This window comes from Buttiauxella sp. (genome assembly GCF_035271705.1).
GTDB lineage: Bacteria > Pseudomonadota > Gammaproteobacteria > Enterobacterales > Enterobacteriaceae > Buttiauxella.
Genome location: NZ_DATERI010000168.1, coordinates 1 through 19,782 on the forward strand (window position 1 = coordinate 1; position 19,782 = coordinate 19,782).

General features: G+C 49.2%; 20 protein-coding genes and 1 pseudogene. 14 read left to right on the top strand and 7 right to left on the bottom strand.

The window, feature by feature from the left end:
• Window positions 1–267: pseudogene (locus VJY99_RS15370) on the top strand (short-chain dehydrogenase); the annotation flags it as partial.
• A gap of 70 nt (window positions 268–337) precedes the next feature.
• Here VJY99_RS15370 and VJY99_RS15375 read toward each other — a convergent pair.
• Both VJY99_RS15375 and VJY99_RS15380 read right to left on the bottom strand, forming a co-directional pair.
• Complete coding sequence (locus VJY99_RS15375; RefSeq protein WP_324119975.1) at window positions 338–1,573, bottom strand: MFS transporter; 1,236 nt, start codon at window positions 1,571–1,573, stop codon at window positions 338–340.
• 158 nt (window positions 1,574–1,731) lie between these two features.
• A complete protein-coding gene (locus VJY99_RS15380) occupies window positions 1,732–2,277 on the bottom strand; it encodes a TetR/AcrR family transcriptional regulator (protein ID WP_324119977.1) in 546 nt (181 codons plus the stop codon).
• Between the two features lie 106 nt (window positions 2,278–2,383).
• Between VJY99_RS15380 and VJY99_RS15385 the strand changes: the two genes are divergently transcribed.
• A complete protein-coding gene (locus VJY99_RS15385) occupies window positions 2,384–3,607 on the top strand; it encodes an MFS transporter (protein ID WP_324119978.1) in 1,224 nt (407 codons plus the stop codon).
• Entirely contained in the window at window positions 3,604–4,419 is an 816-nt protein-coding gene (locus tag VJY99_RS15390; protein WP_324119979.1) for a Cof-type HAD-IIB family hydrolase, read from the top strand. Before VJY99_RS15385 ends, VJY99_RS15390 begins: the two co-directional genes overlap by 4 nt.
• Before the next feature lie 78 nt (window positions 4,420–4,497).
• On the opposite strand, the gene VJY99_RS15395 is transcribed toward VJY99_RS15390, so the two are convergent.
• The gene (locus VJY99_RS15395) at window positions 4,498–5,616 is read right to left on the bottom strand and encodes an SLC13 family permease (RefSeq protein WP_324119981.1); all 1,119 of its coding nucleotides are present in this window, start codon (window positions 5,614–5,616) and stop codon (window positions 4,498–4,500) included.
• A 2-nt stretch (window positions 5,617–5,618) separates the two neighbouring features.
• The gene (gene mntR / locus VJY99_RS15400; RefSeq protein WP_324119983.1) at window positions 5,619–6,086 is read right to left on the bottom strand and encodes a manganese-binding transcriptional regulator MntR; all 468 of its coding nucleotides are present in this window, start codon (window positions 6,084–6,086) and stop codon (window positions 5,619–5,621) included.
• Window positions 6,087–6,275: 189 nt separating this feature from the next.
• On the opposite strand from mntR, the gene mntS reads away from it, so the two are divergent.
• Together mntS and VJY99_RS15410 are read left to right on the top strand one after the other, a co-directional pair.
• Window positions 6,276–6,404 (top strand): manganase accumulation protein MntS, encoded by a 129-nt coding sequence (gene mntS, locus VJY99_RS15405; protein ID WP_324119985.1) that lies wholly within the window; start codon window positions 6,276–6,278, stop codon window positions 6,402–6,404.
• A 282-nt stretch (window positions 6,405–6,686) separates the two neighbouring features.
• Entirely contained in the window at window positions 6,687–8,273 is a 1,587-nt protein-coding gene (locus tag VJY99_RS15410) for a phosphoethanolamine transferase (protein ID WP_324119987.1), read from the top strand.
• A 69-nt stretch (window positions 8,274–8,342) separates the two neighbouring features.
• On the opposite strand, the gene ompX is transcribed toward VJY99_RS15410, so the two are convergent.
• A complete protein-coding gene (gene ompX / locus VJY99_RS15415; RefSeq protein WP_324119989.1) occupies window positions 8,343–8,852 on the bottom strand; it encodes an outer membrane protein OmpX in 510 nt (169 codons plus the stop codon).
• A 368-nt stretch (window positions 8,853–9,220) separates the two neighbouring features.
• Here ompX and rhtA point away from each other — a divergent pair, with 368 nt between their 5' ends.
• The 6 genes from rhtA to ybiO all read left to right on the top strand — a co-directional run bounded on the left by rhtA (window position 9,221) and on the right by ybiO (window position 16,025).
• Window positions 9,221–10,108, top strand: coding sequence for a threonine/homoserine exporter RhtA (gene rhtA, locus VJY99_RS15420; protein ID WP_324119991.1), 888 nt, complete (start codon window positions 9,221–9,223; stop codon window positions 10,106–10,108).
• A 300-nt stretch (window positions 10,109–10,408) separates the two neighbouring features.
• A complete protein-coding gene (gene dps, locus VJY99_RS15425; protein WP_324119993.1) occupies window positions 10,409–10,912 on the top strand; it encodes a DNA starvation/stationary phase protection protein Dps in 504 nt (167 codons plus the stop codon).
• A 364-nt stretch (window positions 10,913–11,276) separates the two neighbouring features.
• Window positions 11,277–12,023: a glutamine ABC transporter substrate-binding protein GlnH gene (glnH, locus tag VJY99_RS15430; RefSeq protein ID WP_324119995.1), complete on the top strand. Its 747-nt coding sequence runs from the start codon at window positions 11,277–11,279 to the stop codon at window positions 12,021–12,023.
• A 211-nt stretch (window positions 12,024–12,234) separates the two neighbouring features.
• Window positions 12,235–12,894, top strand: coding sequence for a glutamine ABC transporter permease GlnP (gene glnP / locus VJY99_RS15435; protein WP_324119997.1), 660 nt, complete (start codon window positions 12,235–12,237; stop codon window positions 12,892–12,894).
• Window positions 12,891–13,613 carry a glutamine ABC transporter ATP-binding protein GlnQ gene (gene glnQ / locus VJY99_RS15440; protein WP_324119998.1) on the top strand — a complete coding sequence of 241 codons (723 nt, stop codon included), beginning with the start codon at window positions 12,891–12,893 and terminating at the stop codon, window positions 13,611–13,613. The genes glnP and glnQ overlap by 4 nt, the downstream gene beginning before the upstream one ends.
• Window positions 13,614–13,769: 156 nt before the next feature.
• Window positions 13,770–16,025 carry a mechanosensitive channel protein gene (gene ybiO / locus VJY99_RS15445; protein WP_324120000.1) on the top strand — a complete coding sequence of 752 codons (2,256 nt, stop codon included), beginning with the start codon at window positions 13,770–13,772 and terminating at the stop codon, window positions 16,023–16,025.
• Here the strand turns inward: ybiO and rlmF are convergent, their stop codons facing one another.
• Window positions 16,026–16,967 (bottom strand): 23S rRNA (adenine(1618)-N(6))-methyltransferase RlmF, encoded by a 942-nt coding sequence (rlmF, locus tag VJY99_RS15450; RefSeq protein WP_324120001.1) that lies wholly within the window; start codon window positions 16,965–16,967, stop codon window positions 16,026–16,028. It lies immediately after the preceding gene.
• An 89-nt stretch (window positions 16,968–17,056) separates the two neighbouring features.
• Here rlmF and VJY99_RS15455 point away from each other — a divergent pair, with 89 nt between their 5' ends.
• From VJY99_RS15455 to ybiJ, 3 genes are all read left to right on the top strand, one after another.
• Window positions 17,057–17,683: a flavin reductase family protein gene (locus VJY99_RS15455; RefSeq protein ID WP_324120003.1), complete on the top strand. Its 627-nt coding sequence runs from the start codon at window positions 17,057–17,059 to the stop codon at window positions 17,681–17,683.
• Between the two features lie 178 nt (window positions 17,684–17,861).
• Entirely contained in the window at window positions 17,862–18,122 is a 261-nt protein-coding gene (gene mcbA, locus VJY99_RS15460; RefSeq protein WP_324120005.1) for a DUF1471 family periplasmic protein McbA, read from the top strand.
• A gap of 298 nt (window positions 18,123–18,420) precedes the next feature.
• Window positions 18,421–18,681 (top strand): DUF1471 family protein YbiJ, encoded by a 261-nt coding sequence (gene ybiJ / locus VJY99_RS15465; protein WP_324120007.1) that lies wholly within the window; start codon window positions 18,421–18,423, stop codon window positions 18,679–18,681.
• Between the two features lie 127 nt (window positions 18,682–18,808).
• On the opposite strand, the gene ybiB is transcribed toward ybiJ, so the two are convergent.
• Window positions 18,809–19,777 carry a DNA-binding protein YbiB gene (ybiB, locus tag VJY99_RS15470; protein WP_324120009.1) on the bottom strand — a complete coding sequence of 323 codons (969 nt, stop codon included), beginning with the start codon at window positions 19,775–19,777 and terminating at the stop codon, window positions 18,809–18,811.
• Window positions 19,778–19,782: the final 5 nt, after the last annotated feature.

Below are 19,782 nucleotides of genomic sequence, written 5' to 3' on the forward strand. Positions count from 1 at the left end.
AATATTCGGGTCATCTGTGTGCGTTCGCACGCGTTAGTCGGCGCTGTGCAGGCCGGTTCCTATACCGGTGAAGTGTTCGCACCAAAGGCACAAGCAGCGGGTTTGACGGTGGAACAGTGGGTGGCAGGGGCTGCGCAAAGCACCATGCTGAAACGTCTGCCAACACTCTCACAAATTGCCGAGCTGATGACATTTCTGGCATCGGATCATGCAGGTGCAATGACGGCAACGGTGGTCAATATGACTGCGGGTACCACTCTCGACTAAAAATAGGCGGTAAAGGTTGGTACTCCCCTGCCCTTACTGCCTGATTAACACCTGTTGCGACTACAGGGAATTAGCCACTCTTTTTAAGATTCAAAGCCGTTCCCTCTCTTCGCCCGACAAAATGATTCGCTGCCAACACACAAATCATCACTGCAAACCCACCGCCAGAACTGAGGTACAACACCCATACCGGGTCATAAGTATCAGCGGCAATTCCTGCTATTACAGGCACAATCAAGGTGACAATCAGTTGGGTTCGCCAGGCTTTTGCCATCGCTCTGCCGGTTATCGAGGCAGGAAAAGTCTGCATGATGTTTAGCGTCGCCAGCGCGTAGACGATGTTGGTAAAGATATGCGCCAAGACTATCAATAACATAGCCAGCCATTGCTTATCAGTGATTGAGACTAATGCGTAGCAGCAAATAAACAGTGCAAGCGAGAGGATAAGCACATTGAGCTTCCCCGTTTGGCGCTGCAACTGTGCTTCAGACAGCAGCAACGGGCCGATAAGCTGCCCCACGCTACGAGCCAGTAATAACATCAATCCAGAGTCAGAAGTTTGTCCGCTAAAGTTTGGTGCCAATGCAGGCAATAGCGCCATTGCTGGCGCGCCAACGAACGCGATTGCCGGGAGAAACAGCAGGCTGCGGCGCTGTAACTGCGTGAGTTCTCGCCAATGGAGGTTGGATAAAACCGCCCCACTTTCTGGTGTACTGACAGGCCGATATGCCCTGTTTGCCGCGAACAGCAACACGATAGCGAGAACAAAACTCATCGCATCCAGTGTGAGAATGACGGCTGCCGCCATGTGTCCATAAAGCAACGTGCCAATACCGATGCCAAGAATGACGTTTGCCGCAAAGATAAACGTCTCCAGGCCAGACGCAGCGGGTAGTTCAGCGGGTTTAAGCCCACTTTTTAATGTCTGGCTTAATACTGGCACCATCATGCCGCCCGCAAAAGCCGCCACCGCCTGGCTTGAAAGCAACAGGATCAGGTTATCGCTAAATAATGACCATGCAGGCAATGCGAGCCCAGCCAGACCAATGATTTCACACAAGATCATAACCGGGATAGGTTCAATTTTGGTGAGCAGTTTCTCTGCCAGAAAACTTCCCGGAAAACCAGGCGCTAACGCGAGAATATAGGCAAATGTGAGTACTGAGGGTTTCGCCTCGAGTGCGAGGAGCTTGCCAAAAACAATGACATAAGTCAGACCATTTCCGACAGAAGAGAGGAGCAATGCCGCCCCAAGCAGGGCAAACCAGCGATGCTGGCGAAGCGTACGCAGAATGAGAAAAAACATGTGTTATCCCTTATCAACAAGCACAAAGAAGTCGCCGACGATTCGTCGGTTTTAAAGCTGTGTTTATTGCGAAGGGAACAACTACATTGGTAAGAGACTCACATTAACAAGTTGCTTCAAACTCTACCTAACAACAGGCAAAAAATCACCTGCCAAATTTATCCCACAATTTTTGCCAGCATTCTGCTGAGATCTTCGCGGCTTAACGGATGCCTGTCAGTCACATAGTGCAACGTCATGCCTTCGATAAAAGCATCCAGAGTTCGGGCGGTTATCGGGTCAAAGAAGGCTTCCAGCACTTGTTGGCTGCGGCACATCCAGTCCTGCATGATGATTTTTAACTGTGGATTACGATTGGCGTAAGCATACAGTTGATACATCACTTGCAGGTTATAGGAGGTCGCAATTTTCTCGCCGCAAATCATATCGACGATGGCTTCGCAAGCTTCAGCGCGATTACGTGAGCGTTCCATTCGTGCACGATACTCATCTGACATCTGGTGGGCAAATTGCGTAAATGCCTCACTGAGCAATGATTCTATACCGTCGAAATAATAGGTCATCGACCCTAACGAAACGCCTGCTGACTCGGCAATTTTACGGTGGGTAATATGGCTAATGCCGTGCTCGACCAGCATATCTAGCGTCGCTTGCAATATGCGTTCACGTCTGTCGGGATCATTGCGGCGTGTGGCTTTACTCATGGTTTTCGCTCGTTTAAACCGGACTAAAAAGAGTTTACCAGGCAATGTGTACAAATGTACACAATCTTGCTAGTGTCATTCTCATTCACCGCCAACCGGTATCTCCATGTCTGCCGCTATTAGCCAACGTAAAGCGACACAACGTCGTACCTGGGCATTATTCGCCTTCTTTTTCCTGCCTGGCCTTGTTATGGCCTCCTGGGCTACACGTACTCCAGCCATTCGGGACACGCTCAGTGTGTCAACCGCGGGGATGGGTATTGTATTGTTTGGTCTGTCGATTGGTTCGATGAGCGGCATTCTCTGTTCTGGCTGGCTGGTTAAGCGTTTTGGTACACGCAATATTATCCGCAGCGGTATGACGCTAATGGTCACCGGCATGTTGGTGATGGGGGTTGGGCTGTTCGTTTCGTCCCCGTGGCTGTTTGCGCTGGGGCTGGCGATTTTAGGTGCCGGGCTGGGTTCGTCTGAAGTGGCGATGAACGTAGAAGGTGCCATTGTGGAAGGGCTGCTGAAAAAGACCGTGTTACCAATGATGCACGGTTTTTACAGCCTCGGCACGCTGGCTGGTGCGGGGATTGGCATGGCCCTGACGGCCTTTAACATCGCCGCTTATGGGCATCTGTTGGTGATTGGCTTCATCGTGATTACGCCGATTGTTATCGCCATAACCGCTATCCCCCATGGCGTAGGAAAAGACAATGCCGATGCGAATTCAGCTGATGCACACGAGCCGCACCCACCTTTTTATAAAGACCTACAACTGATGTTGATTGGCACTATTGTGCTGGCGATGGCGTTTGCAGAAGGTGCTGCCAATGACTGGTTGCCACTGCTGATGGTCGACGGGCATGGTTTTAGCCCCACATCCGGTTCAATGATTTATGTCGGCTTTACGCTTGGCATGACAGTGGGCCGTTTTACCGGCGGTTGGTTTATCGACCGCTACAGCCGTGTGGCGGTGGTTCGCGCCTGTGCGGTGATGGGGATTTTAGGCATCGGTTTAATCATTTTTGTCGATAATACCGTGGTCGCTGGCATTTCCGTCATTCTGTGGGGATTGGGGACTTCACTCGGCTTCCCACTCACCATCTCTGCTGCGGGCGATACCGGGCCTGACCCGGCAACTCGCGTCAGTGTCGTTGCAGCTTCAGGTTATATTGCGTTCCTGGTGGGGCCACCGCTGCTGGGCTTCCTCGGCGAACATTACGGCCTACGTCTGGCCATGTTAGTCGTATTGAGTTTGATGGTGGTTGCAGCCCTGGTTGCGAAAGCCGTCGCTAAACCTACAAATCTTGTACCCGAGCTAATTCAACGGAGAATTCGATGAGTGTGAAATTAATAGCCGTCGACATGGATGGCACCTTCCTGGACGATAATAAAGAGTACAACCGCGGACGTTTTGCTGAGCTTTATGCGCAGATGAAAGAGCAAGGAATTCGGTTCGTGGTCGCCAGTGGCAACCAGTATTACCAGTTAATTTCATTTTTCCCGGAAATTGCCCATGAGATTTCATTCGTGGCCGATAATGGCGGTTGGGTGGTTAGTGAAGGCCAGGATACCTTTAACGGTGAGCTGACAAAACAGCAGTTCAACACGGTTATCGACCATCTTCTGACACTGCCGCATGTGGAGATCATCGCCTGTGGCAAGCACAACGGCTATACCCTGAATAGCTATGACGATACGTTCAAAAAACTGGCCCGCATGTACTACCACCGTCTTGAGTTAGTCGACAATTTCTCCAGGCTCGACGATGTGTTCTTTAAATTTGCCCTGAATCTGCCGGACAGTTTGTTAGAAGGGACCATGAGTTCGCTGGCAGAACAGTTCGAAGGCATTATGGTGCCAGTTTCCAGTGGTCATGGCTCGATTGACCTGATAATTCCAGGCATTCATAAAGCGAATGGCTTGCGGATACTGCAAGAAAAATGGGGTATCGATGACAGCGAAGTCGTGACATTTGGCGATGGCGGTAATGATATTGAAATGCTGCGTCAGGCCAGATATGGCTTTGCCATGGCCAATGCTCCGGAAAAGATTAAACACATTGCGTCTTATCAGGCAGGACATTGCAACCAGCAAGGTGTGTTGGATGTGATTGAAAAAGTACTGAAAAAAGAAGCGCCGTTTGACGTGTGATGCTAAGGCTGCATAAACGGGTGGAGGTCGCTGACGCTAATCCACCCTATCACTGCATTTGCTCGGCAGTCATGCGGCCTATAGCTGTTTAAGCAGCAGCAACAAACCGTAACCTACCACTGCCGCCCACAATAACATGGGCAATGAATAGAAGTGGAAACGCACCCAGATGCGACGATCGTTTGCCATACGTAAGGCAATGAGATTTGCCAACGAACCGGGTAGCAGGCCGAAGCCGCCAATGTTCACAGCATAAGCAAGCAACATCGAAGCGGGAACATAATTGAGCAGCAAAATGGTCGAAGGAACATTACTCATCACCTGCGACAAACCGATTCCCAACGCGAATAAACCCCCGGTTGAAAGCTGATTGATGCCTGCTGATGCGTTTTGTAACACTGGGAGTTGCGTGATGAGGTAGACGTCGATAAACATCACCATAAACACCAGCAGCAAACTCCAGTCGATACTCAGCAATACTCTGCGGGCCAGCACCAGAAAACCCACGGCCACGACCATCAGCCCCCAGATTTCTTGTTTTAGCTCCAGCGCAACAATAAATACCCCGTACAGCGCCACACAACTGAGCACCAGACGTGGCTGCCAGTCGTGTCTTTTATCATGGCTTTGATAAATGAGTTTTTTATTGGGGAAACAGAACCAACAAAGCGCCAACAGGCTGAGCATGATAGCCAACGCCAGTGGAGCCATTTGACCGCTAAACTCACCGAAAGCTAAGCCCGAACGCCCCCACAGCAAAATGTTCTGCGGATTACCAATCGGCGTGAGCATTGAGCCTGCATTGACCGCCAACGCTTCAAAGATAATGAGTCGGTTAATGGGAATGGCGCACATTTTTTTCAGCGTGATGGTCAATGGCACGATAATAAACAGTGCAACGTCGTTGGTCAGAAACGTTGAAAGCACTGCCGCCGCACTGACTAAAAACAGGGCAAGTGTTCGCTCATTATCAAAGCGTTTCACCATACGACGGCCCAGCACATCGAAATAGCCACTCAACTCCACGCCTTTGGTCAACATCATTAAGCCCGCAAGCGTAATAATGGTGTGCCAATCAATGGCATTAACCCAAAGTGTTGGATGAAAAGGTGCGATAAAACTCAGTACGACACCCGTAAGAAGCAATAGATGAAGGAATCGATCGCGAGCAAATGGACGAACCAGGGTTAACAACATTCCTACTTAAATCCTCGCTGCTCACTAAACAAGCGAAATGCTGCCAGGGTCTCTTCGCTCACGTGATGCTCCACCCCTTCGGCGTCAATCCTTGCGGTTTCCGGGCTAATCCCCAACGCGAGGAAAAAGTTTTCAACCACCTGATGACGTTCCCGGCTAATTTGCGCCAGCTTTTCGCCTTCGGCAGTCAGAAACACACCGCGCCACGGAATTTGCTCAATAAGCCCAACCGAGGCGAGTCTTTTTAACATTTTTGCAACAGTTGGCTGAGAAACACCGAGTCGCGCCGCCATGTCTACCTGGCGCACTTCCCCCACTTCGCGAATCAAATCTGAAATCAACTCAACGTAGTCATCAATTAATTCACGACGGTGCGCTTCACGCACCTGCCGAAAGCCTTCGACATGCTCTTCAACGTTTACCAACTGCGTCACTTTCTGTTTGTTTTTTTGGCCAGTCGTACGGCTCATGATGCTTCCTCATGCAGTGGCGCGGTATCGTCCAATGACGACGTTCGGCCCCATTGTAAACCAGCATCACGGATGCACAAAAATTTAACGAATTAGCAATAGCTATACAATATAGCCTGTGCTATATCTGTATGTAATGCAGTCAGCCCTAAAGGGAATTAAGGGCAGCAGAAGTGAACAGGAGGAAAAATGAGTGAATTTAAGAGGTGTATGAGCGTGTTTACACATTCCCCGTTTCAAGTGCGGCTAATGCTGCTCAATATGTTGTGTGATTGGGTTTCCGGGAAACCACAGCAGGGCGAAAAACCTCAACCGTAGGCAGCCGCCCTCCTTAATTTGTAACAATTAATTTCAATAGATTCAGTAAATACTTTGCGTTAAGGCACTTTACCCCTACCTTTTGTCGGATTTGCAATCTACTTCGCAAAACACATTTCTGTTATCAGTTGATCTTCTTATCATACCGCTCTATCTTCTTGCAGCCCTGCACATGAAGCGGCTCGCAAATGCGGTCCAGCCTCCCTTCTTTTCCGTCTGTCAGGCAGTTTCTTACCCTCGTCGCCAGGGTTTTCGCATGGCGTTTAGTAGATCTCGATAAACATGAATTCAACGGTTAAAGATACCCTGACGACTCGCGCAGTTGCGCTCAATCCGTGGACTGGTTTTTATTTCCTTCAGTCTCTACTGATTAACTTTGCACTCGGTTACGAATTTAGCATTCTGTATGCAGTGGCATTTAGTTGCGTATTACTGCTGCTGTGGCATAGCGCACCCAAATTACAAAAAGGTTTGCTGGCGATTTGCAGCCTGATTGCTGCATCGTATTTCCCTTTTGGCCAGGCCTACGGCTCGCCAAACTTTAATACCCTGCTGGCCCTGCACTCGACCAACTTCGAAGAATCCACGGAACTGATGACTATCTTCCCGTGGTACAGCTATTTGGTGTCGGTCTTTATTCTGGCGCTTGGCGTTATTGCTTTGCGCCGTAAAGTCACGCCGAAAAAACGCCTCTGGTGCCATTTTGATAGCTTATGCCTGGTCGTCAGCGTGGTGTGTTTCTTTGTCGCTCCGGTACAACACCTGGCTAACGGCGGCGTATTTAAAATCAAAGATTCTGGCTACCCGATAATCCGCTTCGTTAAAGATGTTGTGGTTAATAACCAAGAAGTCATTGATGAGCAAACGAGCATGCAGGCCCTTTCACAAATGAAGGACACCTGGAATGTGCTGGCGGTTAAACCGAAGTATCAGACTTACGTGGTAGTGATTGGTGAAAGCGCGCGACGCGATGCATTAGGCGCATTCGGTGGCTATTGGGATAACACCCCGTTTGCCAGCCAGGTGAAGGGCAATCTGTTTATGGATTATGTCTCCGCCAGCGGCTCAACACAGAAATCGCTGGGTATGACGCTCAACCGTGTGATTGACGGCAAACCACAATATCAAGACAACATTATTACACTTGCAAACCGCGCAGGCTTCCAGACCTGGTGGTTCTCGAATCAGGGGCAAATTGGTGAATATGACACTGCCATTGCCAGCATCGCAAAACGTGCCGATGAAGTGCAGTTCCTGAAAAGCGGTAATTTTGAAGCAGATAAAAATACCCGTGACGAAGCCTTACTAAAGATGACGGCACAGGTGTTCGCCACACAGCGAACCACGCCACAGTTAATTGTGCTGCATTTGATGGGCTCGCATCCGCAAGCATGCGATCGTACGGAAGGTAAATACAAAGATTTCGTCCAGTCCAAAGAGACGTCTTGTTATCTCTACAGCATGACGCAAACCGACGATTTGCTGAAACAACTCTACCAACAGCTACAAAATAGCGGAGAGAGTTTCTCGATGGTTTACTTCTCTGATCACGGTCTGGCAGTCAAAGAACGCGGTACTGATTCGCAGTATCTGGCGCATGGTGACGGGTTCCAACAAAATTTCCAGGTTCCGTTCATGGTGCTATCGAGTGACGATAAAGTACATCGCCAGATAAAAGCGCGCCGTTCAGCAAATGATTTCCTGAATTTCTTCTCGGCGTGGACAGGGATTAAAACCAAAGAGTTAACACCGAAGTACAAGTTCATCTCTGAGCAAAATGCGGGGACAACCTACATCACCAACTTTAAGCTCAATAAGGTGGACTATACTCACCTTCAGACGGATGTGTTTGAAACGAAAACACGTTAACTCAAACGACAGACATAAAAAATCCGCCACATGGGCGGATTTTTATTTTCACTCGAGAAAGAAGTGAAATTAGAAGCGGTAACCCACGCCTGCGATCCAGGTGCCAACATCAACGTTACGGATGCGGCTCTGCTCGTAGGAAACGTCCAGTGCTACGTTTTCGATTGGGTTAAACTGCATACCTGCGCCGTAAGAGAAACCGTAGTCGCTGGTGTCAGTTTTATCCAGGCGACCAGCAGTGGTCTGGAATTTACCGTAACCAACACCCACTACACCGTAGATGCTTGCCCAATCGTTGATGCGGTAAGCAGGACCACCAGTGATACCGTAGTATTGGCCTTTGTTGTAAACACCATTTTCAGAGCGGTCTTTTTCGGTGTAAGTAAATGAACCGATGTAACCCAGCGGGGTGTCATTTTCGTAACGGTATTTCAGGTTGAAACCGCCAGCTTTGTTAGCTACGCCCTGCATATCGCTTTGCGCATAACCACCCGTTACGGTGCTAGTTGCTGCAGATGCGGTACCAACGGAAACGGCCAGAACACAAGCCAGTGCTGAAAGACATGCAATTTTTTTCATAATCCACCTCAAAAAATGTACTTCAAGTAACATCTAAGTTTTTAATATATCAAAATTGTGTCAGAAACTCTTCGACATTTACGTTGTCTAATGAATCCCTTCCTGTAACGGATCATTTCCATTACATTCTATGTCATTAAATTAATAGGATTTTTACCGTAAACCACCCTGATTATTGACATGAATTGCAACATAATCATCCAGACAATTCTTAAACAATTCTGAACAAATCTTATGCAATCACGCAGTTATGTTACTGCATCTGGTCATTATATTTTTCAATGAATTCTCAACCAGCTATAACTTATTCATTTACACTGGAGTCACTTTGACCCTATTTACTTAAATAGATACTGACAGGATGCAGGATGCCCTTACCACCACGTAAAACCCCCATATGGTTGCCCATCGTTGTTCTTTTGATTGCTATGACATCCATTCAAAGTGGCGCATCACTTGCAAAATCGCTCTTCCCGTTGGTCGGAGCACCGGGAGTCACAGCTTTACGTCTGGCGCTAGGAACACTGATTCTGGTGGTGGTCTTTAAGCCGTGGAAATTACATTTCAAAACAGAGCAACGCATCCCTTTGTTGATGTACGGGCTGGCGCTTGGCGGCATGAACTACCTGTTCTATTTATCTATTCAGACTGTGCCACTCGGAATTGCCGTGGCTCTTGAGTTCACCGGCCCACTTGCCGTAGCGCTGTTTTCATCACGCCGTGCGGTAGATTTTATCTGGGTGATTTTAGCGGTGCTGGGCCTTTGGTTCTTGTTACCACTGGGGCAGTCAATTTCGCATGTCGATTTAGCGGGTGCCGCTTATGCGTTGGGAGCTGGGGCTTGTTGGGCGATATACATCGTGTTTGGGCAGAAAGCCGGTGTCGATCATGGACCGGCAACGGTGGCATTCGGTTCGCTTATTGCGGCAATTATCTTTGTGCCTATTGGCGCATGGCAGGCAGGCGAACTTCTCTGGCATTGGTCACTCCTGCCGTTAGGTCTGGGCGTCGCGGTGTTGTCGACAGCGCTGCCCTACTCGCTAGAAATGATCGCGCTCACGCGTTTACCGACGCGCACCTTTGGTACGCTAATGAGTATGGAGCCCGGGCTCGCAGCACTGTCAGGGATGTTATTTCTTGGCGAGCATCTGACTCTGGTTCAATGGCTTGCACTGCTTTCAATTATTGCTGCCTCAGTCGGTTCCACGCTGACTCTTAAGCGTGAAACGCAGATTACTCACGTCGATATCAATTAACCTGCCTTTTTATTTACCGTGGTTGTTATTACTGCGGTGAATACCCCCCGCTCCTCCCATATATTTTTCGCTCTTCACTTCAGAAAATAAGAATTATCCCCATTAAACAAGCATGCTTGGTTTATTTCATTTATCTGCTGCAACAAAAAACAAAAATCATTAACTAACAACTGGTTAGTAAAAACCATTAATTAATTGCTATTTATCTGATAGGTATTACCCATTCCAGTGGAAATGAAATCCGGTGCTATACTTATTTCCGGTCATTCATTGGACATAACATCAAGAGGACGAAATATTATGACTACTGCTAAACTGGTAAAAACCAAATCTACCAATCTGCTGTATACCCGTAACGATGTTGCGGATAGCGAAAAGAAAGCCACCATTGAGCTGCTCAATCGCCAGGTCATCCAGTTCATTGATTTGTCGTTGATTACCAAGCAAGCACACTGGAATATGCGTGGTGCAAATTTTATTGCTGTTCATGAAATGCTTGACGGTTTCCGCACAGCACTCACTGACCATCTCGATACTATGGCAGAACGCGCCGTTCAACTTGGAGGTGTTGCGCTGGGTACCACTCAGGTCATTAACAGTAAAACACCACTGAAAAGTTACCCGCTGGATATCCACTCGGTTCAGGATCATCTGAAAGAGTTGGCTGATCGTTACGCTATCGTGGCTAACGATGTGCGTAAGGCAATTGGTGAAGCCAAAGACGAAGATACGGCCGATATTCTGACTGCCGCGTCTCGCGATCTGGACAAATTCCTGTGGTTTATCGAGTCAAATATCGAATAATTGCTCGTGATTTGTCACTTCATCCTCCCGTCTACGGGGGGATGATTGCACCATTTTAGCGCATTAAATTGTTCATCCCTGCCGCAAAAGTTACCCATTTGTAATAATCACTTCACACAATCGTTAACAGATGATTGTTTTACCGCCTCAATATGCGGTAAAAATAAGCGTCAACATCACCTCTGATCATATGCACCAAAACAGGGCACCATAACAGTGCATTTTAACTGGCTTGCAACCATTATTGTGCAATGTTACATATTCACATCCTTGCAAAAACAGTTAGTTGAAAACCTGGCATGATTCTTCCATGTTATGGCTTACTGATGCAGGGGATTGCCCCATGGACAAACAAGGAAATGCTATGAAGTCGATTTTAAAAGTTTCACTGGCTGCACTCACCCTGGCTTTTGCGGTTTCTTCCCACGCCGCTGATAAGAAACTGGTCGTTGCGACCGACACCGCATTCGTTCCTTTTGAATTTAAACAAGGCGACAAATACGTCGGTTTTGATATCGATTTATGGGATGCAGTAGCAAAAGAATTAAAACTGGATTACACCCTGAAGCCTATGGATTTCAGCGGCATTATTCCTGCGCTGCAAACTAAAAATATCGACCTGGCACTGGCAGGTATTACCATTACTGAAGAACGTAAAAAAGCGATCGAATTCTCTGACGGTTACTACAAAAGCGGCCTGCTGCTGATGGTTAAAGCAGATAATGACACCGTTAAAAACGTAAAAGATCTCGACGGTAAAGTGGTTGCAGTGAAGAGCGGTACGGGTTCTGTTGATTACGCGAAAGCCAACATCAAAACTAAAGACCTGCGTCAGTTCCCGAACATCGATAACGCATACATGGAACTGGGCACTAACCGTGCTGACGCGGTACTGCACGACACACCAAACATTCTGTACTTCATCAAGACGGCAGGCCAGGGCAAGTTCAAAGCTGTGGGCGAGTCTCTGGAAGCACAGCAATACGGCATCGCCTTCCCTAAAGGCAGCGATGACCTGCGTACCAAAGTTAACGGCGCGCTGAAAACGTTGAAAGAGAACGGCAAGTACAACGAAATCTACAAAAAATGGTTCGGCTCTGAACCAAAATAATAATTCTAAAGTTTCATGTGTGACTCAGGGGCGACCATTTTCGCCCCTGCTATTTTTGAACCACGATATAACAACCTAAATAATTCGAGTGGCATCGCGGCGGCAAAAGAGCAAGTCCCAATGAGCTTACACAAGTCAGTGATTCGGGTGAGTGATGGCAGCCAACAAAGATGCAGCTTGAAGTATGAAGGGTTAATAATAGGAATTAATCATGGAGTTCGACTGGAGTGCCATTTGGCCTGCAATCCCGCTTTTGATTGAAGGCGCCAAAATGACGTTGCTGATTTCGGTCATCGGGTTATTTGGTGGTCTGATAATCGGTTTGGTAGCCGGTTTCGCCCGTACTTACGGCGGCTGGATTGCCAACCACATCGCATTAGCTTTCATTGAAATCATCCGCGGTACGCCTATTGTCGTACAGGTGATGTTCATTTACTTCGCGCTGCCTATGGCAGTCCCTGACTTGCGCATCGACCCGTTCTCCGCAGCAGTCGTGACTATTATGATCAACTCCGGCGCCTATATTGCGGAAATTACCCGTGGTGCGGTGCTGTCGATTCATAAAGGTTTCCAGGAAGCCGGTCTTGCACTTGGCCTGTCCAAGCGCGAAACCATTCGCCACGTCATTATGCCGCTGGCCCTGCGTCGTATGCTGCCACCATTGGGGAACCAGTGGATTATCAGCATTAAAGATACGTCGCTGTTTATCGTTATCGGCGTTGCGGAGCTGACCCGTCAAGGGCAAGAAATTATTGCAGGGAACTTCCGTGCGTTAGAGATTTGGAGCGCCGTTGCGGTCTTCTATCTGATTATTACTTTGGTGCTGAGCTTCGTGCTGCGTCGCCTTGAAAGAAGGATGAAAATCCTGTGATTGAATTTAAAAACGTTTCTAAGCACTTTGGCAAAACCCAGGTGCTGCATGACATCGACCTGAACATTAAACAGGGCGAAGTCGTGGTGATTATCGGGCCATCAGGCTCCGGTAAATCTACGCTGCTGCGTTGCATCAACAAATTAGAAGACATCACCAGCGGTGACCTGTTTGTTGATGGTCTGAAAGTGAATGACCCGAAAGTTGACGAGCGCCTGATTCGTCAGGAAGCGGGTATGGTGTTCCAACAGTTCTATCTGTTCCCACACCTGACCGCGCTGGAAAACGTCGCCTTTGGTCCGATTCGCGTGCGTGGTCTGAAAAAAGATGACGCCGATAAACTGGCTAAAGAGCTATTGGCAAAAGTGGGTCTGGCCGAACGCGCGCATCACTATCCATCAGAGCTTTCTGGTGGCCAGCAACAGCGCGTGGCGATTGCCCGTGCGTTGGCAGTGAAGCCGAAAATGATGCTGTTTGATGAGCCTACCTCAGCGCTTGACCCAGAACTGCGTCACGAAGTATTGAAAGTTATGCAGGACTTGGCAGAAGAAGGCATGACGATGGTTATCGTAACCCATGAAGTGGGATTTGCCGCCAAAGTCGCCTCGCGCCTGATCTTCATTGATAAAGGCCGCATCGCTGAAGATGGTAACCCGCAAGAGCTGATTGAGAACCCACCAAGCCAGCGTTTGCAGGAATTCTTGCAGCACGTGTCATAATAAGTCCTATAAAGCGGGTAAGCGCATGTTTGCCCGCCGTTTTTCAACGTCATAGATATCGTTAACGCCACACCAGATTAATCCCGTTTTCTCATCCCCCCCTCTTGGCGCTCTATACTTATTCCTTTGTCTGACTATCCAGTCCGGAGGAACGCTGTGCCGCTACTCTTGCTTCTGCTGTGCATGTTTAGCTTCCCGTCACAGGCTGTGTCTCTCCCGACAGCTGCCGTTGCTGCATCCACCCAACAAAACTCTGGCACGCCACCCGCCGAGCCTAATCTCGAAGAAAAAAAGAAAGCCTATTCTGCGCTGGCCGATGTGTTAGACAACTCGCAGTCGCGCAATGAACTGATTGGGCAGTTACGCAAAGTTGCCGCCACCCCTGCGCCAGAACCGGTGCCGGCCATCGTTCCACCAGAACAACTTAGCGAAGACAAAACCGTTCTCGAGAATGTCACCGATTTGAGCCGTTATTACGGGGGTGAACTCGCGCACCGCTTCGCTCAATTGCACCGCAATATCATTGGCACCCCGCATAAAGCATTCAATCAGCAGACCTTTTATAACGCATTGACCCATTTTTCGCTGTTGGTGGTGTCAGTTTTCGCCTTCTATCTGCTGATTCGCGCCTGCATGACACCCGTCTGGTCACGGATGGGAAAATGGGGACGCAAAAAGAATCGTGACCGTTCGAACTGGTTCCAGCTGCCGCTGATGATCATCACTGCGTTTATTATTGATTTGCTGTTGCTGGCATTAACCCTTTTCGTTGGGCAAATTTTCAGTGACATGATGAACGCAGGTAATCGCACTATCGCTCGCCAGCAAGGGTTGTTCCTCAATGCTTTTGCGCTTATCGAATTCTTCAAAGCGATTTTGCGTTTGATTTTCTGCCCGCGCTTCCCTGACCTGCGCCCATTCCCGATTTCCGAGATGCGCGCCCGCTACTGGAATATTCGGTTGGCCGGTTTAAGTAGCCTGATTGGCTACGGAATTTTAGTGGCAGTGCCGATTATCTCCAATCAGGTGAGTGTGCAAATGGGCGCCATCGCCAACGTTATCCTTATGTTGTGCATTACGCTGTGGGCGCTGTATCTGATTGCTCATAACAAGCGCCAAATTCAACAAAGTTTGATTCAACTGGCCGATCATTCTCTGGCATTTTTTAGCCTGTTTATTCGCGCGTTCGCGTTGGTCTGGCACTGGCTGGCTGGCCTCTATTTTGTGGTGCTGTTTTTCTTCTCGCTCTTCGACCCCGGCAACAGCCTGAAATGGATGATGGCCGCCTCACTGCACAGCCTGGCCATTATCAGCATTGCTGCGTTTATTTCGGGGATGTTGTCACGGTGGCTGGCAAAAACCATCACCCTCTCGCCGCAAGTGCAACGCCACTACCCCGAACTGCAAAATCGGTTGAATGGCTGGATTTCCGCCGCCTTAAAACTGGCGCGTATTCTGACCGTCTGCGTCGCAGTAATGATGTTGCTGAATGCCTGGGACTTGTTTGATTTGTGGGCGTGGATCTCCAACGATGCCGGTGAGAAGACCATCGACATTCTGATCCGCATTGTTCTTATCTTGTTATTCTCCGCCGTCGGCTGGACGCTGCTGGCGAGCCTGATTGAAAACCGCCTGGCTTCTGATATTCATGGCCGTCCGATGCCCAGTGCGCGTACTCGCACGCTGCTGACTCTCTTTCGAAACGCACTGGCGGTGGTGATTAGCACCATTACCATTATGATTTTGCTGTCCGAGATTGGCGTCAACATTGCGCCATTGCTGGCCGGTGCCGGCGCGCTAGGTTTAGCCATCAGTTTTGGTGCACAAACACTGGTGAAAGATATTATTACTGGCGTCTTTATCCAGTTTGAGAATGGAATGAATACCGGAGATTTAGTCACCATCGGGCCGATTACCGGCAGTGTCGAGCGCATGTCGATTCGTTCGGTTGGTGTGCGCCAGGACACCGGGGCCTATCACATTATTCCGTGGTCCTCGATAACCACCTTCGCAAACTTTGTCCGCGGCATTGGATCGTTTGTGGCGAACTATGATGTCGATCGCCAGGAAGATGTCGATAAAGCCAATCGTATCCTCAAAGAAGCGGTTGAGGAGTTGATGGAGCAAGAAGAGATTCGCAGGCTGGTCATTGGTGAGCCGTCATTCGCAGGCATTGTCGGGCTGACCAATCAGGCCTTCACGGTGCGCGTGTCATTCACCACCCAGCCGCTAAAACAGTGGTCGGTGCGATTCGCATTAGATGGGATGGTCAAGAAACACTTCGATGCGGCAGGCATTCGTCCGCCAGTGCAAACGGTGCAAGTGATGCAGCCTGGGGCGGATGCCTCTCAGGCGCTACAGGATTCGCAGGCAGCGGCGGGGATGCTGCCACCTGCAAATCCTACGGTATAACTATTTGTAACGCGTAGCGGCCCAACGAGCGCGCTGTGCGTCGTTCATAAAGGTCCAGGCAATGAAACGGCTCTGTTTCTGACCCTGGGCCATCTCTTTTTTCACGACTTTTTCGACACCCGCTTCCTGCAACACGCGATAAATCAACGGCAGGTTTTCGCCTCGGGACACCAGTGAAGTGAACCACTGCACCTGGCGGCCAAACGCTTTGCTCTCGTTAACCATCTGAGTAACGAATGCCACTTCGCCACCTTCACACCACAATTCTTGCTCACGGCCACCAAAATTCAACGCACCATCTTTGTCCTGACCGAGGTTAACGCGTTTGCGCTCACTGCCACTGCGTGCGGCTTGCGCTGAGTCGTGGAACGGAGGATTACACAGTGTGGCATCAAACATTTCATTCTTATGAATCACGCCGGGTAAAATTGCGGTTGGCGTTTTCTGGCGACGCACACGAATCAAGCGCGACAGGCCAGGATTTGCATCAATAATTGCTGTCGCATTACGCACAGCTTCGGGATCCACATCTGTGCCAGTAAAGCGCCAGCCGTACTCATGTTGGCCGATAAGTGGGTAAATACAGTTCGCGCCAACGCCGACATCCAATATCGAAGCCTGTGCAGGCACCACGCCATCGTGGCCTTCTGCCAGTAAATCCGCCAGATGATGAATATAATCGGCACGCCCTGGCACCGGAGGGCAAAGAAAACCTTCTGGAATATCCCACTGTTTCACACCGTAGAAATGCGCCAACAACGCCTGATTCAGCGCTTTAACTGCCAACGGGTCGGCAAAATCAACCGTAGTATCGCCATGTGGGCCTGGGCGTAAAAACGCACTCAGAGCCGGGCTGCTTTGCGTCAGCGCCGGGAAATCATAACGATTACGATGACGGTTGCGTGGGTGCAAACCCGGTTTAGTGGTGGCAGGGGTTTTCATTCGGCTTCTCCTTGTGTGGGCGCGTAAGATACTCTGTGAAGCCTGCGGGGTAAATACGCCACGCCAATTTCATCACTGAATGAGGTCTTATGTCCGCGAAACGCTATTACTACGAACCTGCCGACGGCCATGGTTTGCCGCACGACCCGTTGAACGCCATTATCGGCCCTCGCCCTATTGGCTGGATTGCTTCTTACAATCAGCAAGGTCAGCGCAATCTGGCGCCGTACAGTTTCTTTAACTGTTTTAATTATCGCCCACCGATTATTGGTTTCGCCAGCAGCGGCTGGAAAGACAGCGTACAAAATATTCTTGAGACCAAAGAGTTCGTCTGGAACCTGACGACGCGTGAATTGGCCGAACAGATGAATGAAACCTCTGCCTCCCTCCCCCACGGTGAAGATGAATTTACCCGTGCCGGGTTGACGGCGGTGGCAGGACGGAAAGTCAAAGCCAGTCTGGTGGCAGAAAGTCCGGTCAATTTCGAGTGCCGCTTGTCTCAATGTATTCAGCTAACCGGTGCTGACGGGACGGCTATCAATAGCTGGCTTGTGTTAGGGGAAGTTGTGGCGGTTCACATTGATGAATCCCTGCTTAAAGAGGGCATTTACCAGACCGCACTGGCAAAACCGGTGCTGCGCGCAGGCGGGCCATCGGCTTATTACACCATTGATGAAGCCCATCGTTTTGACTTAACTCGCCCCGACGCACGATAAAACCAACGAAATCATGAGCCTGTATCCATATGATTTGTAAGAATTTCGTCAAGTAATGTTGTTCAAAAAATGAGCTTAAGTTCATCAGTTTTTTGCGCCTTTTAATTACTGCATTACACCTACACTTTTAATGCTGGTGTTTTTTTAACCAGCACCCCTAAAGTGAGAGGATGTGATTATGAAAAAATGGCTGTATTTTTCTGCGGTTGTCACCCTTACGGCATTACCGTTTGCTTCTCTGGCCGCTGACCCACTCTCTGAAGTCAACACCAGTCAACTTCGCCCGGCTGGCACGGTTTCTGTCTCTGGCGCGGCAAATCTTGACGATCTACAAGCTAAGCTTGGAGAGAAAGCGAAAGAACAAGGTGCAAAAGGTTTTGTGGTTAACTCTGCCAGCGGTGACGAACGCATGTTTGGAACCGCGACTATTTATAAATAGTATGAATAGTTTGTCCCCGGGGTATTTGTAATAACGGCTTCCCTATCAGGAGGCCGTTTTATTTTTTGACAAAAAAAGTAGCAATAGATGCGGTATACAAAGAGGAGACAAGGATATACAAAGCGCAACAATAATTCGCAAGCTAATCATTTTTGTTTTCAATGAGTTAACTCTAATTCAAATTTTTTGAACAAGGCGGTCAATTCTATTCGATTTATTATTCTGCTCAAAAGTGTGACCATAATCACATCGACGGAACAACGTCACCTTAAACAGAATAACCTGCGAGAAATTAACTATGAAAACCATCAAATATGCTGTAGCCGCCATCGCCCTTTCTACTCTTTCTTTCGGCGCGTTCGCTGTACAATCTATCAATCCTGTTGAAGCTCAGAACTTAAACAAAGTAGGCGTGGTTTCAGCAGACGACGCAACAACTCTTGACGGCCTGGAAGCAAAACTGGCTGAAAAAGCACAAGCTGCAGGCGCAACAGCGTATTCAATCACTTCTGCTAACACCAACGGCAAAATGAGTGGTACTGCGGTTATCTACAAGTAATCCTGCTCTACTGCCCGGTATGACTTCTCATTGTTTTGGAGCACTGCTCCACCCTGTATGACCCTTGTTGCCCGCGGCCATTTACCGCGGGCTTTTTTTTGCCTCTTTCCCGTTAAACAGTCACGAGTCAGAAGACCTGATTCACGCGGGTTAAGCCATCCTCAAGGGTTGCAACTTCACCGGTCGCCAACAGGCAACAAGCCATTTGTGTTTTCAATGAGTCCGGAATAGGTTCCACGCCTGCAACGCAGCGTTCAATCCAGCGGGCTGTCACTTCCGGATCTTTCCCGACAGGCAGCACCACTTCTTCGTCACTGACTTCCGTTTGACGCTCGCTGACTATGCGCGTGCCTAATGTGTCGATAAGCGTAATCTGCGGGCAGCGTTGCGGATTGGCATACACTTCCCCTTCCGTACCGTGCATCAACAAACCGCGCCCACCAATATCAGCAAAGAATTTTGCCACTTTCGGGACATATTCAGGATGTGAAACGCTTGCCAGACGCAGCGCAGCATCTTCTTCAAACGGTGTGGCCAGTTTGGCGAGCGTGTGGGCGCTATTGCGCACGCCCATCCGCCAGCGCATGGCGAGCTGCTCTTCCATTGGCGGGCAAAGCGCACTGATTGGGATATAGACCGGATGATGTGTATCCAACTGGGCTTGCGCCTGACCCGCATGCAGCGTCGGCTCAATATCCATCAGCTTAAAAATCGTTTCTGTTAAAACGCGCGTTGGATCATGGCTTACACCATGCACTACCACCGGAAAACCGAGGCGGTTGAGTAACATCGCCAGCAACGGTGTCAGGTTGGCTTGTTTGCGTGCACCGTTATAAGAAGGAATAACGATAGGCATCGGCTTATTAACCGGTGGCGTCAGGGAGATCAGGTGATGCTTCATTGCGTCATAAAAGCCCAGCATTTCTGCGTCACCTTCACCTTTGATACGCAGCGCAATCAGCACACCGCCGAGTTCCAGTTCCGGCACTTCACCTCTGAGCATATGAGCATATAAGCCACGAGCGGTGTCAAAATCCAAATCGCGTGCATGGTTCTTACCACGCCCGACTTCTTTAATGATCTTACGGTAGTCCACTCAGA